Origin of the sequence: Halarchaeum salinum (assembly GCF_039520965.1) — an archaeon.
GTDB lineage: Archaea > Halobacteriota > Halobacteria > Halobacteriales > Halobacteriaceae > Halarchaeum > Halarchaeum salinum.
Genome location: NZ_BAAABL010000092.1, coordinates 23,984 through 43,471, shown reverse-complemented (window position 1 = coordinate 43,471; position 19,488 = coordinate 23,984). Strand labels below are relative to the sequence as shown.

Below are 19,488 nucleotides of genomic sequence, written 5' to 3'. Positions count from 1 at the left end.
TGCGCGCGGTGAGCGCGTGGGATGACGCCACAAACGGGGGCGAGCGCTAATGCTCGATGCGACGCTCACGCTCGGCGTCGTCGCCCTCGCGCTCGCCGCCACGACCCTCGTCGGCATCGGCTACGCGCTCCGGCGTCCCCTCTCGCTTGATGCACTCCTCACCGCACGCGGAAGCGCGAGCGAGGGCACGACGGTCGCGTCCATCGTCGGCTCCGTGATGGGCGCGTGGATCCTGCTCAGCCCCGCGGAGGCCGGTGCGGCCTACGGCGGCGTGACGGCCGTTCTCGGCTACGCGATCGGGAGTGCCGCGCCGCTCCTCCTCTTCGTCCCCGTCGCCGCACGCGTCCGCGACGTGATGCCGGACGGCCACTCGCTCACCGAGTACGTCCGCGCGCGCTTTGGGACCGCGTTCTACTGCTTCGTCCTCGTCGTCTCCGTCTTCTACATGTTCGTCTTCCTCGCGGCGGAGATGACGGGCGTCACCGCGGCGCTCGCGCTCGTCGCCGGCGTCCCTGCGTGGGCGACCGCGACTGTCATCGGCGGATTCGTCCTTGTCTACACGGCCTACGGCGGTCTCGTCGCCAGCCTCGTCACCGATACCGTCCAGACCGCCGTCGCGCTCCCCCTGCTCGTCGTCGCCGCCGTCGGCGCGCTCTGGCAGTTGGGCGGCACCGACGCCGTCTACCACACTGCCGCGAGCGCGTCCCCAGATCTCCTCACACTCGCAAACCCCGCGGCACTCGCCTTTGGCTTCTACGTCGTCTTCGCCGTCCTCGGCGCGAACGTCCTTCATCAGGGCGTCTGGCAGCGGATCTGGGCCGCTGAGTCCACGAGCGCGGTGAAACGCGCGTTCGGCGTCAGCGCCGTCGCCGTCGTTCCGATGATCGTTCTGTCCGGCGTCTTCGGCGTTATCGCTGCCGCGCGCGGCCTCGTGGACGGCAACGCCGGCGTCTCCTTCTTCCTCGTCGTCAACGACGTCTTCCCGACGTCGCTCGCGCTCGGCGTCGTCGTGCTCGCCGTTCTCCTCGTCGCCAGCACTGCCGACACAGTTCTAAACGGCGTCGCCAGCGTCGTCACCGTCGACCTCGCAGCGTTCACGGACGCCGACAGGGACACCCTCACGCGGATTTCGCGGGCCGCGACCGTCGTCGTCGCCCTCGCCGCCATCGTCGTCGGTGCGCGCGGCTACGACGTCCTTACGCTGTTCTTCCTCGCCGACCTCCTTGGTGCGGCCACGTTCGCGCCGTTCGTCCTCGGCCTCTACCTCCCGACGCTCGGCGAGCGCGGCGCGTTGCTCGCCTCCGTCGCGGGGCTGCTCGTCGGCCTCGCGTACTTCCCCGGCCTCGGACTCGCCGGCGCGCTCGCCGCCCTGGGCGTCCCCCTCACCCCCTCCTTCTTCTGGGTCTTCGTCGGCTCGACCGGCGTCTCGATCACGCTCACGTTCGCCGCGGCCGTCGTCGGGCGACACGAGTACGACGTGCGAACGCTCCGCCACGTCGGCGAGCGCCTCACGGAGGCGAGCGACCGGTGATCTCGCACCTCGGCTTCGCCGTCCTCATGTGGGGATCGATACTGCTCACCGCGGCCGTCTTCGGCTACGTCGTCCTGACGCTCCGGTGGTAGGCGACGACAAGACCTATTGATCGCCTCCTGGACGTACGTGTATGGCCGCCATCGAGATACGATCCCTCCAGAAGCGATTCGGCGACGTCACCGCCCTGCGGGACGTCGACCTCACCGTCAAGGAAGGCGAGGTGTTCGGGTTCTTAGGGCCGAACGGAGCCGGGAAGTCAACGACCATCGACCTCCTCCTCGACTACCTCCGGCCGACCGCGGGGTCGGTGTCCGTCTTCGGGCACGACGCGCAAGCGGAGACGAAGCGCGTCCACGAGCGCCTCGGCGTCCTCCCGGACGCGTACGGGCTCACCGGCCACCTGACCGCCCGCCAGCACGCGCAGTTCGCCATCGACTCGAAGGACGCGGACGACCACCCGCTCGAACTCCTCGATCGGGTGGGCGTCGCGGAGGCCGCCGATCGGAACGTCGAGGGGTTCTCGAAGGGGATGAAACAGCGCCTCCTCCTCGCGTGCGCGCTCGCCGGTAGCCCCGACCTGCTCGTCCTCGACGAGCCCTCGACGGGCCTCGACCCGAACGGCGCGCGCCGGATGCGCGAGATCGTCCGCGAGGAGAACGAGCGCGGCGCAACCGTCTTCTTCTCCAGTCACATCCTCGGGCAGGTCGAGGCCGTCGCCGACAGAGTGGGGATTCTCGTCGACGGCGAGGTGGTCGCGGAGGATCACATCGACGATCTGCGCGATTCGGTCGGGAGCGCGAGCGGCACCCTCGTCCTCACGCTGGATCACCTCTCGGAGGCCGCGCTGGCTGCCGTACGAGACGTCGAGGGCGTCACGAGCGCCGACGCTAACGGGCAGACGGTCACCGTCACATGCCCCGACGAGCGGAAGGCCACGGTCGTCGACGCCGTCCGTACCGATGGGGCGACCGTCCTCGACGTCGAGTCCCGCGAAACCTCACTCGACGACCTCTTCGCGAGCTACACCGAGACGGCCGACGCCGGTCCGGAGGGCGGGGTAGAACCGAGTGCGGACACTGGCGGAGAGGCGGGTGGCGATGCGAGCGCGGACGCCGCGACTGACGCGGAGGCGTCGCGATGAGTTGGCGCGTCGTCGCGGAGCGCGACGCCCGCGACCCCTTCCGATCGATGAGCGCGCTCACACTCTTCGGGGCGTACGCGATCCTGTTCGCCCTCGCCGGCTACCTGCAGTCCGGGGGATCGTCGGGAGTCGCCGGTGGCCTCCCGACGCTCGTCCAGTTCATCGTCCCGCTCACCGCTCTCGGCGTCAGTTACGGCGCTATCGCCGGAGCGCGTGACGACGGGAGCCTCCGGGTGATGCTCTCCTACCCCCACTCGCGGTTCGACGTCGCGCTCGGCACCGCGCTCGGGCGTGCGATCGTGACGTGCGCCGCCATCACGACGGGCTACGTCGTCTCGCTCGTCGTCTTCGTGGCCGCCGGAGGCAGCGGGGTCTCGGTGACGACGTTCGTCGGGGGATGGCTCCTCTCGTGTCTCCTCGGCGTCGCGTTCGTCGGCATCGGCGTTGGTGCCTCCGCGACCGCCCGGACCGCGCGTCGCGCCGTGGGACTCGCGGCGTCCGCGTTCCTCCTCTTCCTCATTGCGTGGAACGCGATCCCGACGCTCGTCCGCTACGTCGCCGCGGGCTTCCAGTTCTCGCTCGGCCCGACGCCGACGTGGGCACGCGTCTTCAACGCTTGCAGCCCCCTCGAGGCGTACAGCACGGCCGACGGGGCGCTCGCTGCGAGCGCGGCCTCGGGACCGTTCTACACGACCCGATGGTTCGCCGTCGTCGTGCTCGTCGCGTGGGCGGTCATCCCCCTCGCCCTCGGCTATCTGCGCTTCGAGCGCGCCGATCTCTAGTCGAAGCGCCCCGTGGTTGCCGCAACCAACTGGTCCACTCTATCCATCAGTCGCGTCGTACACGCCCTCGACGCCGAGTGGGCTTGCCGCGACGTCGATCGGTTCCCCCTCGGCATACTCGTCCGGGGTGACGACGGTGACGGCGTCGATGGAGCCCCCACGAAGGAACCCCCACACCCGTTGAAGGAGCGAGGGCGACCCGCCGCGCCGACAGACGACGACGTAGTTCCCGCTCGCGCGATCGGCAAGCGCGGGGTTGAGGTCGTGGTCATCGAGTTCCTCCGGGGGGACGACGTGGATGACCGTCCCGGTAATCGTCTCCGACATCACGGATCGCTACGCGTCGCGGGTGGTATAGCCTCCCGGATCACGGATTGTACGTACTCCCCATCCGCCACAGCATCGTGTCGTGGCTGGGCCACGTCGACGCTCCGGTCTCGGGGTGCCGAGGCGCGCAACTCACGCGTCGTCGAACTCGAAATCGGTGATCTCGAAGCGCGCGACACGGGTCGTGCTCTCCGTCACGTCGAAGTGCCAGTCGTGCGCCTCAACGACCCTGGGACTCCGCGCTACCGCGATGCTGAACGCGCAGTTCAACTATCTCGACACCCTCTGAGAACAGGAGAGACGCGCGGGTTCGTACACGGTACAGTGCAGATCAACGAGAGAAGGTGACACGCTTACGCCGTGTGGCATGACCATCGGGACAGCTGTTCTTTCGTGCGAAACAGCCCGCTCTCGCACGAGAGAACAGATCATGTCGTATATCGGTAACAATCCCACCTGCAGGATGGGAAGCCCCGCCGTGAGGGCGAGGAGATGTCACCCGAGGAACGGGAGGACGAACGTGACGAACACGCCGACGACGAACGCCGCCGCGCCGTAGGCGACCTGTGTCGTCGTGAAGGACTGCATCGGTGCCGTCGTCCGCCCGTCATGTATCGTGTCCATGCGTTCGCCTTCTGCGGGCCGGTACTTTCCGTTTGCGGACTCGCGAGGGGGCCTCCACAACGCATATGACGTCACCGTCCGATCCTCTGAGACAGATGCCCTCCAGACGCGCGTTCCTCACTGGTTCGGGCGCGACGGCCCTTGTGACCCTCGCCGGCTGTGGTGGCCGGGAGACCAGCGACGACCCAAGTACGACGAGCGAGAACACGACAGACAGGAGCACGACGGGTACGACGTCACTCCTGCCGGACGCGGCGTCGTTTGAGGCCGACCTCGTCCGCGACGTCACGGCCGATCACCCGCCGCGATTCGCGGCGACGCTGACGAACGAAGGGAGCGACCCGTTCACGGCCACGTTCGGGTTCGCGCCGCCGTTCTCGGTGACGACGCTCAACGCTATCGAGGGCGACGCGTCGCTGTTCTGCTATCCGGTGAGTGACGACGCGCGCCAGCACGTCCGCGCGGTCTCCATCGGGAACGACACGGCGAGCGACCTCCCGCCCGAGAGCCGCGCCGACGAGTGCTGGCGCGTCACCGGGAGTTACTCGACGAACTCGATCGCATACGCGCGGACGCTCGATGCCGGCGAGTCGCTGCGCGTCGCGTACGACGTCTACACGGACGGTGACGGGTCGTGCTTCCCGGACGGCGACTACCGCGCGACGACCGGTGTGTCGGTGCACCCGGGCACGAACACGGGCAACGCGACGGCCGAGCCCTCGACGTCGTGGAGCTACGGCGTGACGCTCGCGCTCCGCGACGGGTCGGTGTCGAGCGTCACTGGGAGCGACGTACGCGAGGTCGCGCTCACGGACGGGTGAGCCCGCCAGTCGGACACCTTTTCAGGGGGTGCCTGCCTATCTCCCCGCATGACCCTGACGAAGCGCGTCATCCCCTGTATCGACGTCGACCTCGACGAGAACGGGGACGCGGCCGTCTACACGGGCGTGAACTTCGAGGACCTGGAGTACACGGGCGATCCGGTCGAACTCGCGAAGAAGTACAACGAGGCCGGCGCGGACGAGTTCGTCTTCCTCGACATCACGGCGAGCGCGGACGGTCGCGAGACGATGCTCTCCGTCGTCGAGGACGTCGCGGACGAGGTGTTCATCCCGCTGACCGTCGGCGGTGGGATCCGCGACACCGACGACATCAAGGAGACGCTGCGCGCCGGCGCGGACAAGGTCTCGATCAACACCGGTGCGCTCGAACGCCCCGAGCTCATCACCGAGGGCGCGAAGGCCTTCGGGAGTCAGTGCATCGTCATCAGCGTCGACGCGCGCCGCCGCTTCGACGAAGCCGGCGAGCACTACGCGCAGGTGGACGGCGAGTCCTGCTGGTTCGAGTGCACCGTGAAGGGCGGCCGCGAGGGCACCGGTATCGACGTCGTCGAGTGGGCTGCCGAAGCCGAGGAACGCGGCGCGGGCGAACTCTTCGTCAACTCCATCGACATGGACGGCACGAAGGACGGCTACGACCTGCCCGTCACGAGCGCCGTCTGCGACGCCGTCTCGACGCCCGTCATCGCCTCCTCGGGCTGTGGCGAACCGAAGCACATGCTGGAGGCCTTCGAGGCTGGCGCGGACGCCGCGCTCGCAGCGTCCATCTTCCACTTCGAGGAGTACACCATCGAGGAAGTGAAGCAGTACCTCGACGAGCACGACGTCCCGGTTCGGTTGTAGGCCCAGTTGAGAGGCACTCGTTTGGTCTAACTGCTTACTGATACACCCGTCCGAGAGCAGATTGGGTAACGAGTATGGCGACGACGACAATCGCAAACCTCGACAACACCCCCAAGCTCGTGAATGACCGTAAAGCGAAAAGAACAGCGAGGGCTACCACGGCAGAGGCGACCATTACTTGATTCTCACGGGAAACCATATCGTAAATCGAGAGAGGTGAACAGAGTACCTACTGAAAGGCGATTTCCCTAGATCGAACGTCCGGGCAAAGACGCTTGGAACAGCTTCGCTGTTTCGTGATGACGAGAGACCGGTTTGTAGTCTTTCGAACTAGCCGAGTTTCACGCGAACGCGGAGCGTTCGCGCCTTTTTCACCCATGTTTTTGCGTCGTGAGGGTCGCCGTAGGCGACCCCTCGACGGAAAAAGGTGGAGGCGGCCTATCGCGCGTTTTCGAAGGCGGTGCGGAACTCGTTCATCTGCTCGTCGACGAGTGCCGCGCCCTGTTCGAGGCAGTCGAGCGGCTTCGCGCCCTCCGTCTTGAGCGTGAGGACGGGTTCGGTCTGACCGCCGGACTGTTCGGGGTTCTGGTCGTACGTCGCGGCGGCGACGTCGTCGAGTTCGAGGAGCGCGCCCTTGAGCACGTTCATGAACGTGTGGTCCTCGTCCGCGATCTCGATCGTGAGCTCTGTGTCCTGCTGCTCGATGACCCGGAGATCCATACACGTACGGTCGCTTCTGCGGCGTTTCAACGTTGCGGTCGCGCCCGCGTGCGGACTCGTCGCCGACCCGCCGGCGTTTAAGGGCGCGGGAACCGAGCGACGCGTATGGTCTCGCCCGCGCTCCTCGCCGGTGGGTTCGCCGCGATCGCGTGCTGGGGGCTCGTCCTCTGCGGTGTCGCCCTCCGAGCCATCCGACTCGGGACGGCGCTCCGGGTCGGTCTCCCGCTCGGGCCGCTCGTCGGCCTTGGCGTCGCCGCCGTCGCGGGTGCCTCGATCGCGGTACTCGCCCCCGCGGTCGTGCTTACCGTCCTCGTCTCGCTCGCGTGTGTCCGCGCGCTCGACGGCGTCGGCGACGAGTGGGGCCGTCGCCTTCGAACACACTTCCTCTTCGGCGTTCCGTGGGGGACGCTCGTCGTCGTCGCCACGGTCGCCAGCTTCTACCTGTTCGTTCAGGGCGGGTGGACGCATCCGTCCGACCCGCTCTCACTCCCCTTCACGTCGTGGTCGTACCTCTACCCGCTCGGCGTTCTCACCGCGCCGTTCGCGCACGCCGGCCTCTCACACATCACGGGCAACCTCCTCGGCACGCTCGTCTACGCGCCACTCGCCGAGTACGCGTGGAGCCACTATCCGACGCGGCGCGGCGAGTCGACGTTCGGCTCGCTCCGCACGAATCCGCTCGCGCGGATCGGCTGTTTCGTTCTCGTCGTCGCCGTCGTCGCCGTCCTGACGAGCGCGCTCGCGTGGGGCCCGATTATCGGCTTCTCGGGCGTCGTCTTCGCCTTCGGTGCGTTCGCGCTCACGCGCTACCCCGTCGCCACGATCGTCGCCAGCGCCGCGAGCGGCTTCGTCTCCACGTTCTACTACGCGCTCCGCGATCCGATCGTCGTCGCCTCCACCGGCCCCTCCTACGGCGGTCCGTGGTGGGCCGGGGTCGCCGTCCAGGGCCACGCAACTGGCGTTTTCGTGGGGGTTCTCCTCGGCGCGCTCCTCGTCACCGCGCGCGACGACCGCCCGAGCGCGCTTCGGCTCTGGGGCGCGGCGATCGTCTACGCCGCGAGCGTTCCGCTCTATGCCATCTGGTGGTACCGCGGCCCTTCGACGTACGTGCTCTACCGGGGCCTGGGCGTCCTCCTCGTCGTCGCGCTCGGCCTCTTCGTCGCTGCGGGTGTCCGCGCACGCTCCCGCCCGCTCCTCGCACATCTCGACACCGGCCTGACGCGCCGACAGGTCGCCACGCTCTGTCTCTGCTTCCCGCTGCTCGTCACCGTCATGGTCGCCGTCCCGGTCAACCTCGCGGCCGTCTCGTCCGACGCGGGCACGGGCGTAAGCGACAGTGCCGTCCACGTTGAGGACTACACGGTCACGTACGCGGAGAACGTCCCCAACGAGCGCGTCGGGGCGTTCGACATCTCGCTGTTGAACGAGTCGACGGGGGTGAACGCGAGCGGCGTCATCGTCTCAAACCCCGAGCGGGCGATCTGGACGCAATCTGTCTCAAAGGGATCACTCGCGTACGCGGGTCGCGCGTCGGTCCGCGTCGGTGGCCTCGGGTGGAGCGAGACCGTCGCCGCGACCCGTTCGGGGTGGGTGCCGACCGGCGGCTCGCCCGTCTATCGGGTCTCACTCGTCGCCCCCGACGGCGCGCGCTCGCTCGCCTACACCTCCCCGAACGCCACGGCCGCACCCGTGATCGCCGGCCGGAACGTCACTATCGCCAACACCCCTGAAGGGTTCAGCGTCGTCGTCTCGCACGCGAACGAGACGCTCGGGCGGGCACCGATACCCACGAAAAACGGAACGGCGACCGCCGGCGGCCTTGGGTTCGGACGCGCCGGGAACTCCCTTGTCGCCGCGCGCAACGGAACCCACGTCACCGTCGCGACCCGCGAGACCTACAACTGACGCCAGTCGATCCGGTACACCTCGACATCGAGTGTCTCGCGCGCGCTCGTGTGGAAGTCGAACTGCCGCGTGACGTCGAACTCAGCAGCGAATGTGTCGGTCACCGTCCCGTCCGCATCCCCTGCGAAGGACTCGATGAAGGCCTGACTCCCCGCGTTGTGGATCGACCACGAGACGCTCGCAAAGTCGGCGGCCGTCGCGAGAAAGCGCCGATCCGCGTGTCTATTTCCCTGCTGTGCCCCAAACGGCGGGTTCATCACGACCGTTGGCGCGGTGTCAAAAACGAGCGGCGGGTCGGTCGCGTCGCCGCGCACCCACGACACCGCGACCTCGGGATCGACGCGCCGCTCGTTCTCGCACGCGGTCGCCAGCGCGTCGCCGTCGACGTCGAGGCCCACGACGCGCGCCGGCGAGCGACACGCCGCGCCGAGCGCAAGCATCCCCGTCCCCGTCCCGAGGTCGAGGACCGGCCCAGCAATATCGCCCCGGAGGTCCGCCGTGTGGAGGACGTGCGCCGCGAGTTCCGCGGGCGTCGGGTACTGCTCGCGCTCGACGTCCGGGTCGTCGAACCCCGCGACGGCCGCGAGACGCTGTTCGAGGGCGCGCTTCATACGGGCGGGAGGATCGCGAAACGAAAAGCCGCGTCGGTTCCGCCTACGACTCGCGCGAGCGGTACCACGTGTGGACGATGGCCCCGACGCCGATGGCGCTGATGACGAAGCTCGCGAGGCCGCCGACGGCCGGGACGGCCGCGACGATCCCCGCACCGAGCGCCCCGACGAGCAGGTGGCCCCACCGCGTCGTCTCCCACCCCAGGCCGTCCGCAGCGCGCCCGCCGAGATAGACGTAGACGATGACGTTCCCGACGTAGTAGACGGCGAACGCGACGAGTAACAGCGGAATCGCCACGAGGATCCCGACGATGGTGATGACGAGCAGGAACGTCACGCACGCGAGGACGACGAGCGTCCCGATCCCCCAGAGGAATGACGGCAGCGGCTCCTCGCGCACGACGTCGATGAGCCGTTCGAGGTAGCTGTCAGCAAACGCCAACACTAGCGCACCCACGATCAGCGTTCCAAGGAACGCGCCGGCGGCGCGGCCGCCGACACCGAGCGTCTGCTGGAACCCGTAGGGGTCGATCTGCTGGAGCGGAAGCACGATGGGGTCCATACGTCCAAGGAGGGCGTACGAGGAGAAAGCCGTTGTGCGCCGCTCGTGGGTCGAGTCACTCCCCCGCTCGCCTCACCGTGGGTTCGGCGCGAAGGCCGAACCCACGGTACTCGCGCATCACTTTGTTCCGCGCTCGCTGTACCGTGGCTCCTACGGACCCACACTCACCACGTCCCGTGGAAGGTGTCGAACTCCATCTCGTCGAGGGGCTTGTTGCCGACGGCGCACTCGTACTCGCCGGGCGTCAGCATCGGCTTGTGGAAGCGCGGGCCGTCGTCGGTGGTGATGCGCGGACAGCCCGTGTTGACGAAGGCGTCCATGTCGAAGTTCCGAAGCCGATCCGGCGTCACCTCGTCCATCGTGATGAGGTAGGCGTTGTCGTTGTTCTCGACGATCTCGTTGGCCTGTTCCCAGCGGCCCTGCCCGATCTTCGTGCAGAAGATGACGCCCCACTTCTCGGCGTCCATCGCCTTGTGTACAGACGCGTAGCGCTGTTTCATGAACTGCTCGTGGTCGGCGATCGTGACCACGTTGTTCACGGGGTCGGCGATGACGACGTTCTTCTCGGGGTGCTCCATGGCGAGCCCGACGGGGTGGAACTTCCCGCCGCCGACGTAGAGCACCTGGTCGGCGTCGATGTCCGCGGAGGCGTAGTTACAACCGAGGACCTGTCCCTCGTTGGTCAGGCGCTCGTCGCCGCGGCGCGTGTGGACGGTGAAGCCGCGCTCCTCCAACCATTCGCGCATCTCCTCGAACTTGTTCATGTGTTGGGCGGTCGTGACGAGCCCGACGTCCCCGGTTTCGAGTTCTTCGAGGGCGTCCTCCATGATCGGCGTCACCTCGACGTTCGAGAAGAGCGGAACGTAGATGATCTTCTCCGAGTCCTTCATCGGGGAGTGCCCGAAGTGGACGAAGACGTCCGTTCGGCGCATCATGTAGGTGTCGAGGTCACACGCGCCGTAGCAGGGCTTCCCGGAGATCATCACGCGCACGTCGTCGGGGAGGAGTTTGCGCAGGTCGTCCGTGACGTGCGGGGCGCGGCGCTTGAGCCCCTCGGGGAACTGCATCCCGACCTTCTCCGCGTCGCGTTCCTCGACGGCCTCCACGATCCGTTCGAGTTCGTAGTCCCACGTCCGGTCGTGTCGCAGCGATAGCCCCGTGTTCCGGAGATCGCCCGCCGACCGCTCGTCCTGACTCATTAGCCGCTGGTACAGTATCTGGCCGTATAACCCCGGCGTTTCGTGGGGTTGCCGCCGCGTGCGACGCGTCCACGCGCCGATCGTGCTCGCCCGATTACTGTGTACTGTTCCCGAATAACAGGGAGAGCCAGTGCGCTTTTCAGTAACATGGCGTATGTACACGGCGTGTCCGAACATCAGCGCTCGCAGAGCGGGAAGCATGACGTAGGTGATACGGGTCACTCCGCGGTGAACCGACGGGCCTTCCTCGGCGTGGCCGGCGCGGCAGCCACGACGGCGATGGCCGGGTGTAGCGGGATGGGTGGGAGCGGCGGCGACAGCACGCCCACCCTCCGCGTGACGGCGTGGAGCGGCAACTACGGCGAGCGATTCGAACAGGCCATCAAGCCCATCTTCGAGTCACGCTTCGACGCCGAACTCGAAGTGAACACCGGGTGGAACAGCCTCCTCGCGAAGATCAAATCCGCACCGCCGGACGACCCGCCGTTCGACGTCACGGTGACGTGCGAACCCATCTACTACAACGGTCGGAACGCGGGGCTCTTCGAGCCGCTGCGCTACGAGGAGAACATCCCGAACATCGAGGGCGTCTACGACTACTACAAGAACGTCCGCCCGATTTCGCACGGTGCGCCGGCGGACGGCGCACCGCTCACGATCCTCTACCGGAACAGCCTCGATAAGCCGGTCAAGACATGGAGCGACTTCACGAACGGCGCGGTGCAGAACTCCGCCGGCGTCGGCGTTGACTCCGGCTTCTGGATCTATCCCCTGCTCGGTGCCGCCGTCGGCACGGACGCCGCCCCGAGCGCGGGCGAGCTTTACACTGAACAGTACCACGACGAGCTCATCAACACGCTCGAAGCGTGGCCGATCACGGGGTGGGCGGCCTCCGGGACCGATATCTGGCAGCAGTTCCGTAACGGCATCATCGACGCCGCCCAGTGGTACTTCGGGCAGGTCTACTACGACATGGAGAACCACGAGGACATCTCCTTCTCCATGCCGAAGGCGAACGCCGGTTACATGGACAACTGGGCGGTCGTGCGCGGCACTGACAAGCGCACGCTCGGCGAGGAGTTCATCAACATGCTCCTCGACCCCGAAGTGCAGAGCAAGTGGTCGGAGGACCACCCGCTGTTCTTCACGTCGAAGGAGATGTCGTACGCGGGCGACCTCGGCGACTATCTCCCGACGACCGCCGAGGAGGCCGAGCAGATGGCGCTGCCGCGCTGGGAGCAGGTCGCGCCCTACTCCGAGAAGTTCTCGAACAAGTTCAAGCAGCTGAAGACGCAGGGCTAATGGCGTCTGTCACACTCAGCGGCCTCCGCAAGGAGTACGGCGACCTCACCGCCGTCGACGGTCTGGAGTTGTCCATCGACGACGGCGAACTTCTCTGTCTACTCGGCCCGTCGGGCTGTGGGAAGTCCACGACGCTGCGCATGCTCGGCGGCCTCGAAACCCCGACGGACGGCGACGTCCACATCGGCGACGACCGGGTGACCGACCAGCCGCCCTACGAACGCGAGACGTCGATGGTGTTCCAGTCGTGGGCGCTCTTCCCGCACAAGTCCGTCCTGGAGAACGTCGCGTTCGGCCTGAAGATGGACGGCGTGGACGAGTCGGAGCGCGACGAGCGTGCCCGCGAGATGCTCGAGGTCGTCGAGATGAGCGGGTTCGCGGACCACGACCCGACGGACCTCTCCGGTGGGCAGAAACAGCGTGTCGCGCTCGCGCGCTCGCTCGCCATCGAGCCTGACGTGCTCCTGCTCGACGAGCCGCTCTCGAACCTCGATAAGCGCCTACGGGAGCAGATGCAACTTGAGCTGCGGAGCATCCATGACGAGGTCGAGACGACGTTCGTCCACGTCACGCACGACCAGAACGAGGCGTTCACGCTCGCCGACCGCATCGGCATCATGAACGACGGACAGATCGAGCAAGTCGGCGCGCCCCGCGAGGTGTACGACGATCCGGTGAGTCTCTTCATCGAGGAGTTCCTCGGTGACACGAACCTCGTGGACGCGACCGTCTCGGAGACGGCGGAGACGGGCGTCGTCGCCGACACCGCACTTGGGACCGAAATCACCGTCCCGACCGGCGACGGCGCGATCGACGCCGGCGACGATCTGACGATCTCGTTCCGCCCCGAGGAGCTCGACGTCGAACACGCAGACGCGACCGACGACGCGGGGCCGTCGATCATCGGCGAGATCACGGACGTCCTCTACCGCGGGTCGTCCGTCCGGTTCTACGTCGAGAGCGCCGGCGAACGTGTGTTCTTCGAGCAGAGCGTCGGCGCGGAGACCGACTTCGCGGTCGGCGACGCGATCGCCGTGTCGTGGGACCCTGACGACCTTCTCGCCTTCGCCGCCGACGGCTCACGGGTCGGTGGGGGGGTGGCGTAGTGACGTCCGAGTCTATGTTCGCGTGGCTCGGCGAGCGGATCAAACGGCAGAACGCACGAAACGTCTTCCTCATCGGGCCACTGGCGGCGTTCGAGCTCGTCTTCTTCGTCGTCCCGTTCCTCATCCTCGTCCGGATGAGTCTGAACGCGAACACGGACCCCGGCTTCTACCAGCCCGCGTGGACCCTTGACGCGTACCGGGCCGTCCTCTCCTCGGGGCTCTATCGCGAACTCGTGGTCTTCTCCTTCAAGCTCGGCGTGATCGCGACCGTCATCGCCGTGCTCCTCGCACTGTTCTACGCGTACGCCGCCTACCGGGCCGACGGGCTTCGCAAGTCGCTGTTGTTGTTCTCGATTATCCTCCCGCTACTGACGACACTCGTCGTGAAGACCTACGCGTGGCGGCCGCTACTCGCGCCCAACGGCGTACTGAACGACGTCTTGCTCGGCGTCGGACTCATCGGGAGCCCGATCCAGTTCGCGCCGGGGTTCGTCGGCACCGTGATCGGGCAGGTGTATATCGTCTTCCCGTACGCCGTACTGTCGATTTACAGCGTGCTCTCGACGATGGACTGGGACACCGTCGAGGCCGCCCGCGATCTCGGCGCGTCCCGCCCGCGATCGTTCCTCGAAGTCGTCGTCCCCGAGGCGCTCCCCGGCATCGCGGTCGCGACCGTCGTCTCGTTCGCGTGGAGCGTCGGCGCGTACGCCGCCCCCTCCCAACTCGGCTCGGGCGCGCAGACGACGTTCGCCATGGAGATTGAGAGCCTGATGCTCACGCAGTTCGACTACCCGACGGGCGCGGCGTTCAGCCTCCTGATGCTCGCCGCCATGCTCGTCGTCTCACTTGGCGTGATGCGCCTGCTCACCGGCTCCGTCGGGGGTGTCGAGGGTGTCTGACGTCGAGTCGACGCGCGAGCGAATCGAGGACGTACTCTTTCGCGCCGGCTACTGGCTCGTGTTCGCGATCATCATGCTCCCCATCGTCGTCGTGTTCGTCACGTCGTTCCAACAGGGGGAGTATCTCACCTTCCCGCCACAGGAGTTCAGCCTCCGGTGGTACACCCAGTTCTTCGCGAGCGCGGAGTGGCTGAGCGCCGTCCGCGACAGTCTGGTCATCGGCGTCGGCGCGTCAGTCCTCTCGACCGCTCTCGGCGTGACGGGATCACTCGCCGTGCAGCGCTCGGACTCGACGCTCGCGCGCGTCCTCCCGCCACTCATCATCCTGCCGCTCCTGCTGCCGCCGGTCGTCATCGGGCTGACGCTGCTCATCTACTTCAACCGGATTGGCTTCGGGAACACCTACCTCAACATCGTCGTCGCTCACACGCTGTGGGCGACGCCGCTCGTCTTCTTCGTGATGCAGTCCGTCTTCGCTCGCTTCGACTGGGATCTCCGAGACGCCGGCATGGACCTCGGCGCGTCACCCAGCCGCGTCTTCTACCACGTCGTCCTGCCGAACGTCCGCAGCGGCGTCGTTATCTCCGCCGTCGTGGCGTTCATCGTCAGCCTCCAGGAGTTCATCATGGCGCTGTTCCTCAAGAGCTACGAGGTACAGACCGTCCCCGTCCTCGCGTGGACGTCGCTCCAGTCGTCGCTGACGCCGCTCGTGAGCGTCGTCTCGGCGTTCCTCGTCGCCATCTCGATCGTCGGCGTGCTCGTCTCCGCGGCGCTGATGAACATCGAGTGGCTCGCCGAGCACCTCTAGCGACCGGCGGGCCTACTTGACTGGCTTGGCTATCCAGCCAGCGGGGTTAATCCCGAGACGGCAGAACAGGATGACGAATGCCGACGCGGGATACCGAACCGACCGGAACGGGTGTCGCCTTCGACGAGTGTGCGCACTGCGGGCGCGAACTCGAACGCGAGACATGGCAACCCGTCCGAACGGTCGAGGACGACGACGGCACGCTCTCCTTCCTGGCGTTCTGCGACGACGACTGTCACGACGCATACGGTGCGGCCAGCGACTAGCGGTCGGAACGCTTAGGATCGGGGCACGCACAGATTCGGTCATGGAGAGCGACTGGGAAGACTGGCTGCCACAGGCCGTCGCCGACGCCGACCCCGACGGCGTCGACATCTGGTATCTCGGCTGTAACGGCTTCGTGCTGAAAGCGAGCGACCGGACGACGGTGTTCGTCGACCCCTATCTGGGCACGGGCGACCCGCCGCGGACCGTGCGGATGATCCCGGTGCCGTTCAACCCCGAGGATGTCGTCGCCGCCGACGCCGTGCTGGCGACCCACGAACACACCGACCACGTCCACGGCCCGAGCCAGGCCCCGATCCTCGAAACGACGGGCGCGACCTTCTACGGGCCGGACGAGTCGCTCGCCGTCGTCGACGACGAGGAGTGGCCGATCAACTACGGCGTCGCGGACGACCAGTTCGACGAAGTGACGGAGGGCGACACCGTCGAGATCGGTTCCTTCACCGTCCACGTCGTCGAGACGCACGACCCGGACGCCGCCCACCCGGTCGGCTACGTCTTCGAGCACGACGCCGGAACGTTCTTCCACACCGGCGACAGCAAGCCAAGCGACTCCTTCAGCGCGCTCGGCGAGCGATTCGACATCGACGCGGGCGCACTCGCCTTCGGAACGGTGGGCAACGTCCCCGATAAGGAGACCCGGGAGCCCAAACGTACCCGCTGGTACAACGACGAGAACCAGATCGTCGAGTGCGCGAGCGACCTCCAACTCGACCGGCTCGTCCCCACGCACTACGACATGTGGAAGGGCCTCACCGCGGACCCGAAAGTGCTCCATCACCACGCGAAGAGCTTCACGTACCCAACCACCCTCGAACTCGTCGAGATCGGCGATCGCTTCTCGCTCTGAGGGCGCAAGCGCCCTGCGACGTATCCTCACGAAACACAAAAGCCCCCGCGTCCCGTTCGTCCAACAACGATGGAGCCAGTCACCGTCGCCGTCCCGCGCAAGGGTCGCCCGCTCGAAGCCGTCTTGGACCGGCTCGCGGGCCATCCCGACGCACAGCGGGTCGTCGACGACGTGACCGAGACGCTCCGCCGCGAGAAGGCCGTCACGAAGGGGAACGCGACGGCCGCCGCGGGCGTCTACGAGCGCCTCGCCGAGTACAGCGACCCCGACGATCCCTACCGGCCAGACTACACCCTCCTGCGCGACGACCGCGCGGGCAAACCCCGGCGGATCGTCTTCGACACCCTCACGCTCGACGTCGCGGGCGTCCCCGTCCGACTGGTCGGACGAGAAGAGCCGTTCCGCGCGCTGCGCAAACACGAGTTCGCGCTCGGCTTCGACAGCGCCGACCTCGTTTTGGAGGAGGTCGTCGGCCTCCGCGGCGAACCGCTCGCCACCATCGCCGACGTCAACGAGCGGATCGACCCGCAGGACACGGACGTCCGCGTCGTCACCGGCATCGGCGATACCGTCTATCACACGCTGATGGGCGACGCCGTCGCCTTCGACACTGAGACCTTCGACCGGGCGTTCCTCGACGCCTACGAGGGGCCGCTCTGTATCTCACCGCGCTACGAGCGGCTCGTCGAAGCCGTCGTCGGCCTCGAGGCCCTCGATGGGGTCGACTTCGTCTACCCCGAGGACGGCGTCGAGGAGGAGGCCGCCATCGCCGACGTCGGCCTCGGCGTCTACCTCACCGTCACTGGCTCGACCGCGCGTGAACACGGCCTGACGCTCGGCGAGCGCCTCTTCCCGAGCGAGACGGTGCTCATGGAGAACGCGAGCGAAGTGAGCGAACTGGCGGCGAACGGGAGCGCCGACGCGCTCGAACGCGTCCGCGAGGCCGTCGCCGCCGACGTCGACACCGAGCTGCCGGTCGCCTGACCCGCGGGACGAAACGCTATACGTCGGGACCTCCTTCGTCCACGCATGCCCACACTCCGACTGGATCTCCACGTCCACTCGGACGCCTCATACGACGGCCACGAACCCGTCGAGTTGCTCTTGGAGCACGCCGCCGACATCGGCCTCGACGGGATCGTCGTCACCGATCACGACGAGATCGACGCGTCGCTCCGCGCGGCGCGCCTCGCGCCCGACTACGGCCTCGTCGGCGTCCCGGGCGTCGAAGTTTCGACGAAACACGGCCACCTCCTCGCCGTCGGCGTCACCGAGTGTCCCGACCCCGGGATGGGATATCGGGAAACTGCCGCCGCGATCAGGGACGCCGGCGGCGTCGCCATCGCGCCCCACCCGTTCCAGCGCTCGCGCCATGGCGTCCGGCGACGCCACCTCACACCCCGGGACGGCGAGCACCCGGTGGACGCCATCGAAGTCTACAACTCGATGCTGTTCACGGGGTATCGCAACCGCCGGGCGCGGCGCTTCGCGCGCTCGCAGGGGCTCCCGGGCGTCGGGTCGAGCGACGCACACTACCTGATGAACGTCGGCCGGGCGTACACGGCCGTCGATGTTCCCGGCCCCGACACGCCCGCGAACGTCGATTACGCGGACGTCGTCGCCGCCATCCGCGACGGTGCGACCGGCGTCGAGGGTGGGCGGACGCCGGTGCGGCGGAGCGCGAGCCAGTACGCGAAAGGGGCGGTCCGCAAAAGCGTCTTCATGGCGACCTCGCACGCGCCGTTCGTGCCCGCCTATCCCGTCTCCATGCGAGACTGATCTCAGCGCTGGACGCCGAGCTCGTTCGCGCGCTCCGCAGCGAGGTTCGCCACCTGCTCGACGGTGAGGTCGGACTGATCGGCGAGCACGCGACAGAGCATCCCGAGCTGTGTCGCGGCCGTCCGCTGGAGCGCGTGGGGGTCCTCCGTCTCGTTGCCGAAGAAGAACTCATTCTCCTCGCTCGCGTCGAGGATACCGACGTAGACCGAGCGCAGGTCGTCGCGTTCGAGCGCCTCGATCGCCTGCTCGCGTACCTCGTCGAACTCCGTCGTCGAACTGTCGCTCATGGCCGCGCTTCGGTCCGGGTGGCGAAAAGGCCACGGACTCCGGTCGAACGTTCAAGTACCGGGACGCGCCACCGTGGGGTATGCGCCTCACGGACGCCGCGGCCCTGCGCGGGTGGATGGCTTACGAGACCCGTCGAGCCGTCGATACGCTGGCGCTCGACGTCGATCCCGCGCTCGTCTCGTACGCCGTCTCGTCGCGCGCGAAGCGCCGCGCGGGGGCGTGTCGCTACACGCCGCTTCCGAACGGTGCGGTCGGTGTCGAGCCGGCGTGGAGCGAGCGCACGCGGATCCACCGCGAGGCGACGGTGACGCTCGCCGTCCGCGCCGCCGAATCGTTCGACGAGGCGGCGCTCCGCGGCGTCCTCGAACACGAACTCCTCCACGTCGAGCAGGTACAGGCGTACGGCGTCACCGACCACGGACCGGCGTTCCGCGAGCGTGCGGACAACCTCGGCGTCCCGCTCGACTGTCCCCCGTTCGCCGATCCGGCGTACCGGCTCCGCTGTACGGACTGCGAGACCGTCGTCGGCCGGCGCTACCGGCGGTGTCCGACGGTCGAGGAGCCGGCAGCGTACCGGACGGGCTGCTGTGACGCCCCGCTGGCCGTCGAGGACTGCCGATAGACGGCGCGCGGGTGCGTGCCCGAATCCGTCCGCTTACAACCCCGACTGACTAACCGGTAAGTATGTTCGCTGCGACCGCGCCCGACGGGGGGAGCGACACGCGAACCGTCGTAGCCAGCCTCGTCGTCGGCGTCTTCTTCGGCGGGATGGTCGGCGGCGTCGCCTTCCCGACGCTCCCCCGGCTCGGCTCGGTCCTCGGGTTCTCCGCGCTCATCGTCGGCGTGATCCTCGCGATCAACCGGGCGACGCGGATGGTCGTCAACGCGCCCGCTGGCGCGCTCCTCGATCGCGACGGCGTACGGTTATCCGGCTGAATACCTCGGCTGCGCCCTCCTCTGCGCGGTCGCGATCGGCGTCGTCGTGGTCGCCGTCAGTGACGACGCCACGGTGGTCACAGGCGCAATCCCCGCGGACGACTGAGCTACCGGGGCCGCACGGCTTTTACAGGCGGCTGACCGAGGA

The 19,488-nt window shown here is 67.7% G+C and carries 25 protein-coding genes; 16 read left to right on the top strand and 9 right to left on the bottom strand.

What is annotated here, in order from left to right:
- Nucleotides 1-49: 49 nt before the first annotated feature.
- The 3 genes from ABDZ36_RS14595 to ABDZ36_RS14585 all read left to right on the top strand — a co-directional run bounded on the left by ABDZ36_RS14595 (nucleotide 50) and on the right by ABDZ36_RS14585 (nucleotide 3,457).
- Nucleotides 50-1,531 carry a sodium:solute symporter family transporter gene (locus ABDZ36_RS14595; RefSeq protein ID WP_211312856.1) on the top strand — a complete coding sequence of 494 codons (1,482 nt, stop codon included), beginning with the start codon at nucleotides 50-52 and terminating at the stop codon, nucleotides 1,529-1,531.
- Between the two features lie 133 nt (nucleotides 1,532-1,664).
- Nucleotides 1,665-2,675 (top strand): ABC transporter ATP-binding protein, encoded by a 1,011-nt coding sequence (locus ABDZ36_RS14590; protein ID WP_211312857.1) that lies wholly within the window; start codon nucleotides 1,665-1,667, stop codon nucleotides 2,673-2,675.
- Nucleotides 2,672-3,457 carry an ABC transporter permease gene (locus tag ABDZ36_RS14585; protein ID WP_211312858.1) on the top strand — a complete coding sequence of 262 codons (786 nt, stop codon included), beginning with the start codon at nucleotides 2,672-2,674 and terminating at the stop codon, nucleotides 3,455-3,457. The genes ABDZ36_RS14590 and ABDZ36_RS14585 overlap by 4 nt, the downstream gene beginning before the upstream one ends.
- A 39-nt stretch (nucleotides 3,458-3,496) precedes the next feature.
- On the opposite strand, the gene ABDZ36_RS14580 is transcribed toward ABDZ36_RS14585, so the two are convergent.
- The 3 genes from ABDZ36_RS14580 to ABDZ36_RS14985 all read right to left on the bottom strand — a co-directional run bounded on the left by ABDZ36_RS14580 (nucleotide 3,497) and on the right by ABDZ36_RS14985 (nucleotide 4,483).
- Nucleotides 3,497-3,784, bottom strand: a complete 288-nt coding sequence (locus ABDZ36_RS14580; RefSeq protein ID WP_211312859.1) for a DUF7526 family protein — start codon at nucleotides 3,782-3,784, stop codon at nucleotides 3,497-3,499.
- 132 nt (nucleotides 3,785-3,916) lie between these two features.
- The gene (locus ABDZ36_RS14575) at nucleotides 3,917-4,054 is read right to left on the bottom strand and encodes a hypothetical protein (protein ID WP_211312860.1); all 138 of its coding nucleotides are present in this window, start codon (nucleotides 4,052-4,054) and stop codon (nucleotides 3,917-3,919) included.
- Nucleotides 4,055-4,279: 225 nt separating this feature from the next.
- Complete coding sequence (locus ABDZ36_RS14985; RefSeq protein ID WP_425545324.1) at nucleotides 4,280-4,483, bottom strand: DUF7550 family protein; 204 nt, start codon at nucleotides 4,481-4,483, stop codon at nucleotides 4,280-4,282.
- Nucleotides 4,484-4,503: 20 nt separating this feature from the next.
- On the opposite strand from ABDZ36_RS14985, the gene ABDZ36_RS14565 reads away from it, so the two are divergent.
- Both ABDZ36_RS14565 and hisF read left to right on the top strand, forming a co-directional pair.
- On the top strand, nucleotides 4,504-5,229 hold the full coding sequence (locus tag ABDZ36_RS14565) for a hypothetical protein (RefSeq protein WP_211312861.1): 726 nt from the start codon (nucleotides 4,504-4,506) through the stop codon (nucleotides 5,227-5,229).
- 48 nt (nucleotides 5,230-5,277) lie between these two features.
- Nucleotides 5,278-6,090: an imidazole glycerol phosphate synthase subunit HisF gene (gene hisF, locus ABDZ36_RS14560; RefSeq protein WP_211312862.1), complete on the top strand. Its 813-nt coding sequence runs from the start codon at nucleotides 5,278-5,280 to the stop codon at nucleotides 6,088-6,090.
- 34 nt (nucleotides 6,091-6,124) lie between these two features.
- On the opposite strand, the gene ABDZ36_RS15030 is transcribed toward hisF, so the two are convergent.
- Nucleotides 6,125-6,289, bottom strand: a complete 165-nt coding sequence (locus tag ABDZ36_RS15030; RefSeq protein ID WP_486187709.1) for a DUF7987 family protein — start codon at nucleotides 6,287-6,289, stop codon at nucleotides 6,125-6,127.
- 239 nt (nucleotides 6,290-6,528) lie between these two features.
- Nucleotides 6,529-6,810, bottom strand: a complete 282-nt coding sequence (locus ABDZ36_RS14555) for a DNA-directed RNA polymerase subunit L (RefSeq protein ID WP_211312863.1) — start codon at nucleotides 6,808-6,810, stop codon at nucleotides 6,529-6,531.
- A gap of 105 nt (nucleotides 6,811-6,915) precedes the next feature.
- Between ABDZ36_RS14555 and ABDZ36_RS14550 the strand changes: the two genes are divergently transcribed.
- Entirely contained in the window at nucleotides 6,916-8,715 is a 1,800-nt protein-coding gene (locus ABDZ36_RS14550; RefSeq protein ID WP_211312864.1) for a rhomboid family intramembrane serine protease, read from the top strand.
- On the opposite strand, the gene ABDZ36_RS14545 is transcribed toward ABDZ36_RS14550, so the two are convergent.
- The 3 genes from ABDZ36_RS14545 to dph2 all read right to left on the bottom strand — a co-directional run bounded on the left by ABDZ36_RS14545 (nucleotide 8,706) and on the right by dph2 (nucleotide 11,087).
- A complete protein-coding gene (locus tag ABDZ36_RS14545; protein ID WP_211312865.1) occupies nucleotides 8,706-9,326 on the bottom strand; it encodes an METTL5 family protein in 621 nt (206 codons plus the stop codon). The two genes, ABDZ36_RS14550 and ABDZ36_RS14545, sit on opposite strands and share 10 nt — an antisense overlap.
- 43 nt (nucleotides 9,327-9,369) lie before the next feature.
- Nucleotides 9,370-9,888 carry a DUF8173 domain-containing protein gene (locus ABDZ36_RS14540; RefSeq protein ID WP_211312866.1) on the bottom strand — a complete coding sequence of 173 codons (519 nt, stop codon included), beginning with the start codon at nucleotides 9,886-9,888 and terminating at the stop codon, nucleotides 9,370-9,372.
- A 164-nt stretch (nucleotides 9,889-10,052) separates the two neighbouring features.
- Nucleotides 10,053-11,087, bottom strand: coding sequence for a diphthamide biosynthesis enzyme Dph2 (dph2, locus tag ABDZ36_RS14535; protein WP_211312867.1), 1,035 nt, complete (start codon nucleotides 11,085-11,087; stop codon nucleotides 10,053-10,055).
- Between the two features lie 165 nt (nucleotides 11,088-11,252).
- On the opposite strand from dph2, the gene ABDZ36_RS14530 reads away from it, so the two are divergent.
- From ABDZ36_RS14530 to ABDZ36_RS14495, 8 genes are all read left to right on the top strand, one after another.
- On the top strand, nucleotides 11,253-12,389 hold the full coding sequence (locus tag ABDZ36_RS14530) for an ABC transporter substrate-binding protein (RefSeq protein WP_211312868.1): 1,137 nt from the start codon (nucleotides 11,253-11,255) through the stop codon (nucleotides 12,387-12,389).
- Nucleotides 12,389-13,495 carry an ABC transporter ATP-binding protein gene (locus tag ABDZ36_RS14525; RefSeq protein WP_211312869.1) on the top strand — a complete coding sequence of 369 codons (1,107 nt, stop codon included), beginning with the start codon at nucleotides 12,389-12,391 and terminating at the stop codon, nucleotides 13,493-13,495. Before ABDZ36_RS14530 ends, ABDZ36_RS14525 begins: the two co-directional genes overlap by 1 nt.
- Complete coding sequence (locus ABDZ36_RS14520; RefSeq protein ID WP_343749373.1) at nucleotides 13,495-14,394, top strand: ABC transporter permease; 900 nt, start codon at nucleotides 13,495-13,497, stop codon at nucleotides 14,392-14,394. Before ABDZ36_RS14525 ends, ABDZ36_RS14520 begins: the two co-directional genes overlap by 1 nt.
- Nucleotides 14,387-15,202, top strand: a complete 816-nt coding sequence (locus ABDZ36_RS14515; RefSeq protein ID WP_211312870.1) for an ABC transporter permease — start codon at nucleotides 14,387-14,389, stop codon at nucleotides 15,200-15,202. Before ABDZ36_RS14520 ends, ABDZ36_RS14515 begins: the two co-directional genes overlap by 8 nt.
- A gap of 77 nt (nucleotides 15,203-15,279) precedes the next feature.
- Nucleotides 15,280-15,468, top strand: coding sequence for a DUF7576 family protein (locus ABDZ36_RS14510; protein WP_211312871.1), 189 nt, complete (start codon nucleotides 15,280-15,282; stop codon nucleotides 15,466-15,468).
- Nucleotides 15,469-15,509: 41 nt separating this feature from the next.
- Complete coding sequence (locus ABDZ36_RS14505; RefSeq protein WP_211312872.1) at nucleotides 15,510-16,337, top strand: MBL fold metallo-hydrolase; 828 nt, start codon at nucleotides 15,510-15,512, stop codon at nucleotides 16,335-16,337.
- Nucleotides 16,338-16,406: 69 nt separating this feature from the next.
- Nucleotides 16,407-17,321: a phosphoribosyltransferase HisG-related protein gene (locus tag ABDZ36_RS14500; protein WP_211312873.1), complete on the top strand. Its 915-nt coding sequence runs from the start codon at nucleotides 16,407-16,409 to the stop codon at nucleotides 17,319-17,321.
- A gap of 45 nt (nucleotides 17,322-17,366) precedes the next feature.
- Nucleotides 17,367-18,116 carry a CehA/McbA family metallohydrolase gene (locus ABDZ36_RS14495; RefSeq protein WP_211312874.1) on the top strand — a complete coding sequence of 250 codons (750 nt, stop codon included), beginning with the start codon at nucleotides 17,367-17,369 and terminating at the stop codon, nucleotides 18,114-18,116.
- A gap of 2 nt (nucleotides 18,117-18,118) precedes the next feature.
- Here ABDZ36_RS14495 and ABDZ36_RS14490 read toward each other — a convergent pair whose 3' ends face one another.
- Nucleotides 18,119-18,403, bottom strand: coding sequence for a DUF8113 family protein (locus ABDZ36_RS14490; RefSeq protein ID WP_211312875.1), 285 nt, complete (start codon nucleotides 18,401-18,403; stop codon nucleotides 18,119-18,121).
- Nucleotides 18,404-18,483: 80 nt separating this feature from the next.
- On the opposite strand from ABDZ36_RS14490, the gene ABDZ36_RS14485 reads away from it, so the two are divergent.
- A complete protein-coding gene (locus ABDZ36_RS14485; RefSeq protein ID WP_211312876.1) occupies nucleotides 18,484-19,026 on the top strand; it encodes a SprT-like domain-containing protein in 543 nt (180 codons plus the stop codon).
- Nucleotides 19,027-19,088: 62 nt separating this feature from the next.
- The gene (locus tag ABDZ36_RS14480; protein WP_425545323.1) at nucleotides 19,089-19,340 is read left to right on the top strand and encodes a hypothetical protein; all 252 of its coding nucleotides are present in this window, start codon (nucleotides 19,089-19,091) and stop codon (nucleotides 19,338-19,340) included.
- Nucleotides 19,341-19,488 lie beyond the last annotated feature (148 nt).

Coding starts and splice junctions, on each gene's coding strand:
- ABDZ36_RS14595 (WP_211312856.1), top strand. CDS start 50: ATGCTCGATGCGACGCTCACGCTCGGCGTCGTCGCCCTCGCGCTCGCC.
- ABDZ36_RS14590 (WP_211312857.1), top strand. CDS start 1,665: ATGGCCGCCATCGAGATACGATCCCTCCAGAAGCGATTCGGCGACGTC.
- ABDZ36_RS14585 (WP_211312858.1), top strand. CDS start 2,672: ATGAGTTGGCGCGTCGTCGCGGAGCGCGACGCCCGCGACCCCTTCCGA.
- ABDZ36_RS14580 (WP_211312859.1), bottom strand. CDS start 3,784: ATGTCGGAGACGATTACCGGGACGGTCATCCACGTCGTCCCCCCGGAG.
- ABDZ36_RS14565 (WP_211312861.1), top strand. CDS start 4,504: ATGCCCTCCAGACGCGCGTTCCTCACTGGTTCGGGCGCGACGGCCCTT.
- hisF (WP_211312862.1), top strand. CDS start 5,278: ATGACCCTGACGAAGCGCGTCATCCCCTGTATCGACGTCGACCTCGAC.
- ABDZ36_RS15030 (WP_486187709.1), bottom strand. CDS start 6,289: ATGGTTTCCCGTGAGAATCAAGTAATGGTCGCCTCTGCCGTGGTAGCC.
- ABDZ36_RS14555 (WP_211312863.1), bottom strand. CDS start 6,810: ATGGATCTCCGGGTCATCGAGCAGCAGGACACAGAGCTCACGATCGAG.
- ABDZ36_RS14550 (WP_211312864.1), top strand. CDS start 6,916: ATGGTCTCGCCCGCGCTCCTCGCCGGTGGGTTCGCCGCGATCGCGTGC.
- ABDZ36_RS14545 (WP_211312865.1), bottom strand. CDS start 9,326: ATGAAGCGCGCCCTCGAACAGCGTCTCGCGGCCGTCGCGGGGTTCGAC.
- ABDZ36_RS14540 (WP_211312866.1), bottom strand. CDS start 9,888: ATGGACCCCATCGTGCTTCCGCTCCAGCAGATCGACCCCTACGGGTTC.
- dph2 (WP_211312867.1), bottom strand. CDS start 11,087: ATGAGTCAGGACGAGCGGTCGGCGGGCGATCTCCGGAACACGGGGCTA.
- ABDZ36_RS14525 (WP_211312869.1), top strand. CDS start 12,389: ATGGCGTCTGTCACACTCAGCGGCCTCCGCAAGGAGTACGGCGACCTC.
- ABDZ36_RS14510 (WP_211312871.1), top strand. CDS start 15,280: ATGCCGACGCGGGATACCGAACCGACCGGAACGGGTGTCGCCTTCGAC.
- ABDZ36_RS14505 (WP_211312872.1), top strand. CDS start 15,510: ATGGAGAGCGACTGGGAAGACTGGCTGCCACAGGCCGTCGCCGACGCC.
- ABDZ36_RS14500 (WP_211312873.1), top strand. CDS start 16,407: ATGGAGCCAGTCACCGTCGCCGTCCCGCGCAAGGGTCGCCCGCTCGAA.
- ABDZ36_RS14495 (WP_211312874.1), top strand. CDS start 17,367: ATGCCCACACTCCGACTGGATCTCCACGTCCACTCGGACGCCTCATAC.
- ABDZ36_RS14490 (WP_211312875.1), bottom strand. CDS start 18,403: ATGAGCGACAGTTCGACGACGGAGTTCGACGAGGTACGCGAGCAGGCG.
- ABDZ36_RS14485 (WP_211312876.1), top strand. CDS start 18,484: ATGCGCCTCACGGACGCCGCGGCCCTGCGCGGGTGGATGGCTTACGAG.
- ABDZ36_RS14480 (WP_425545323.1), top strand. CDS start 19,089: ATGTTCGCTGCGACCGCGCCCGACGGGGGGAGCGACACGCGAACCGTC.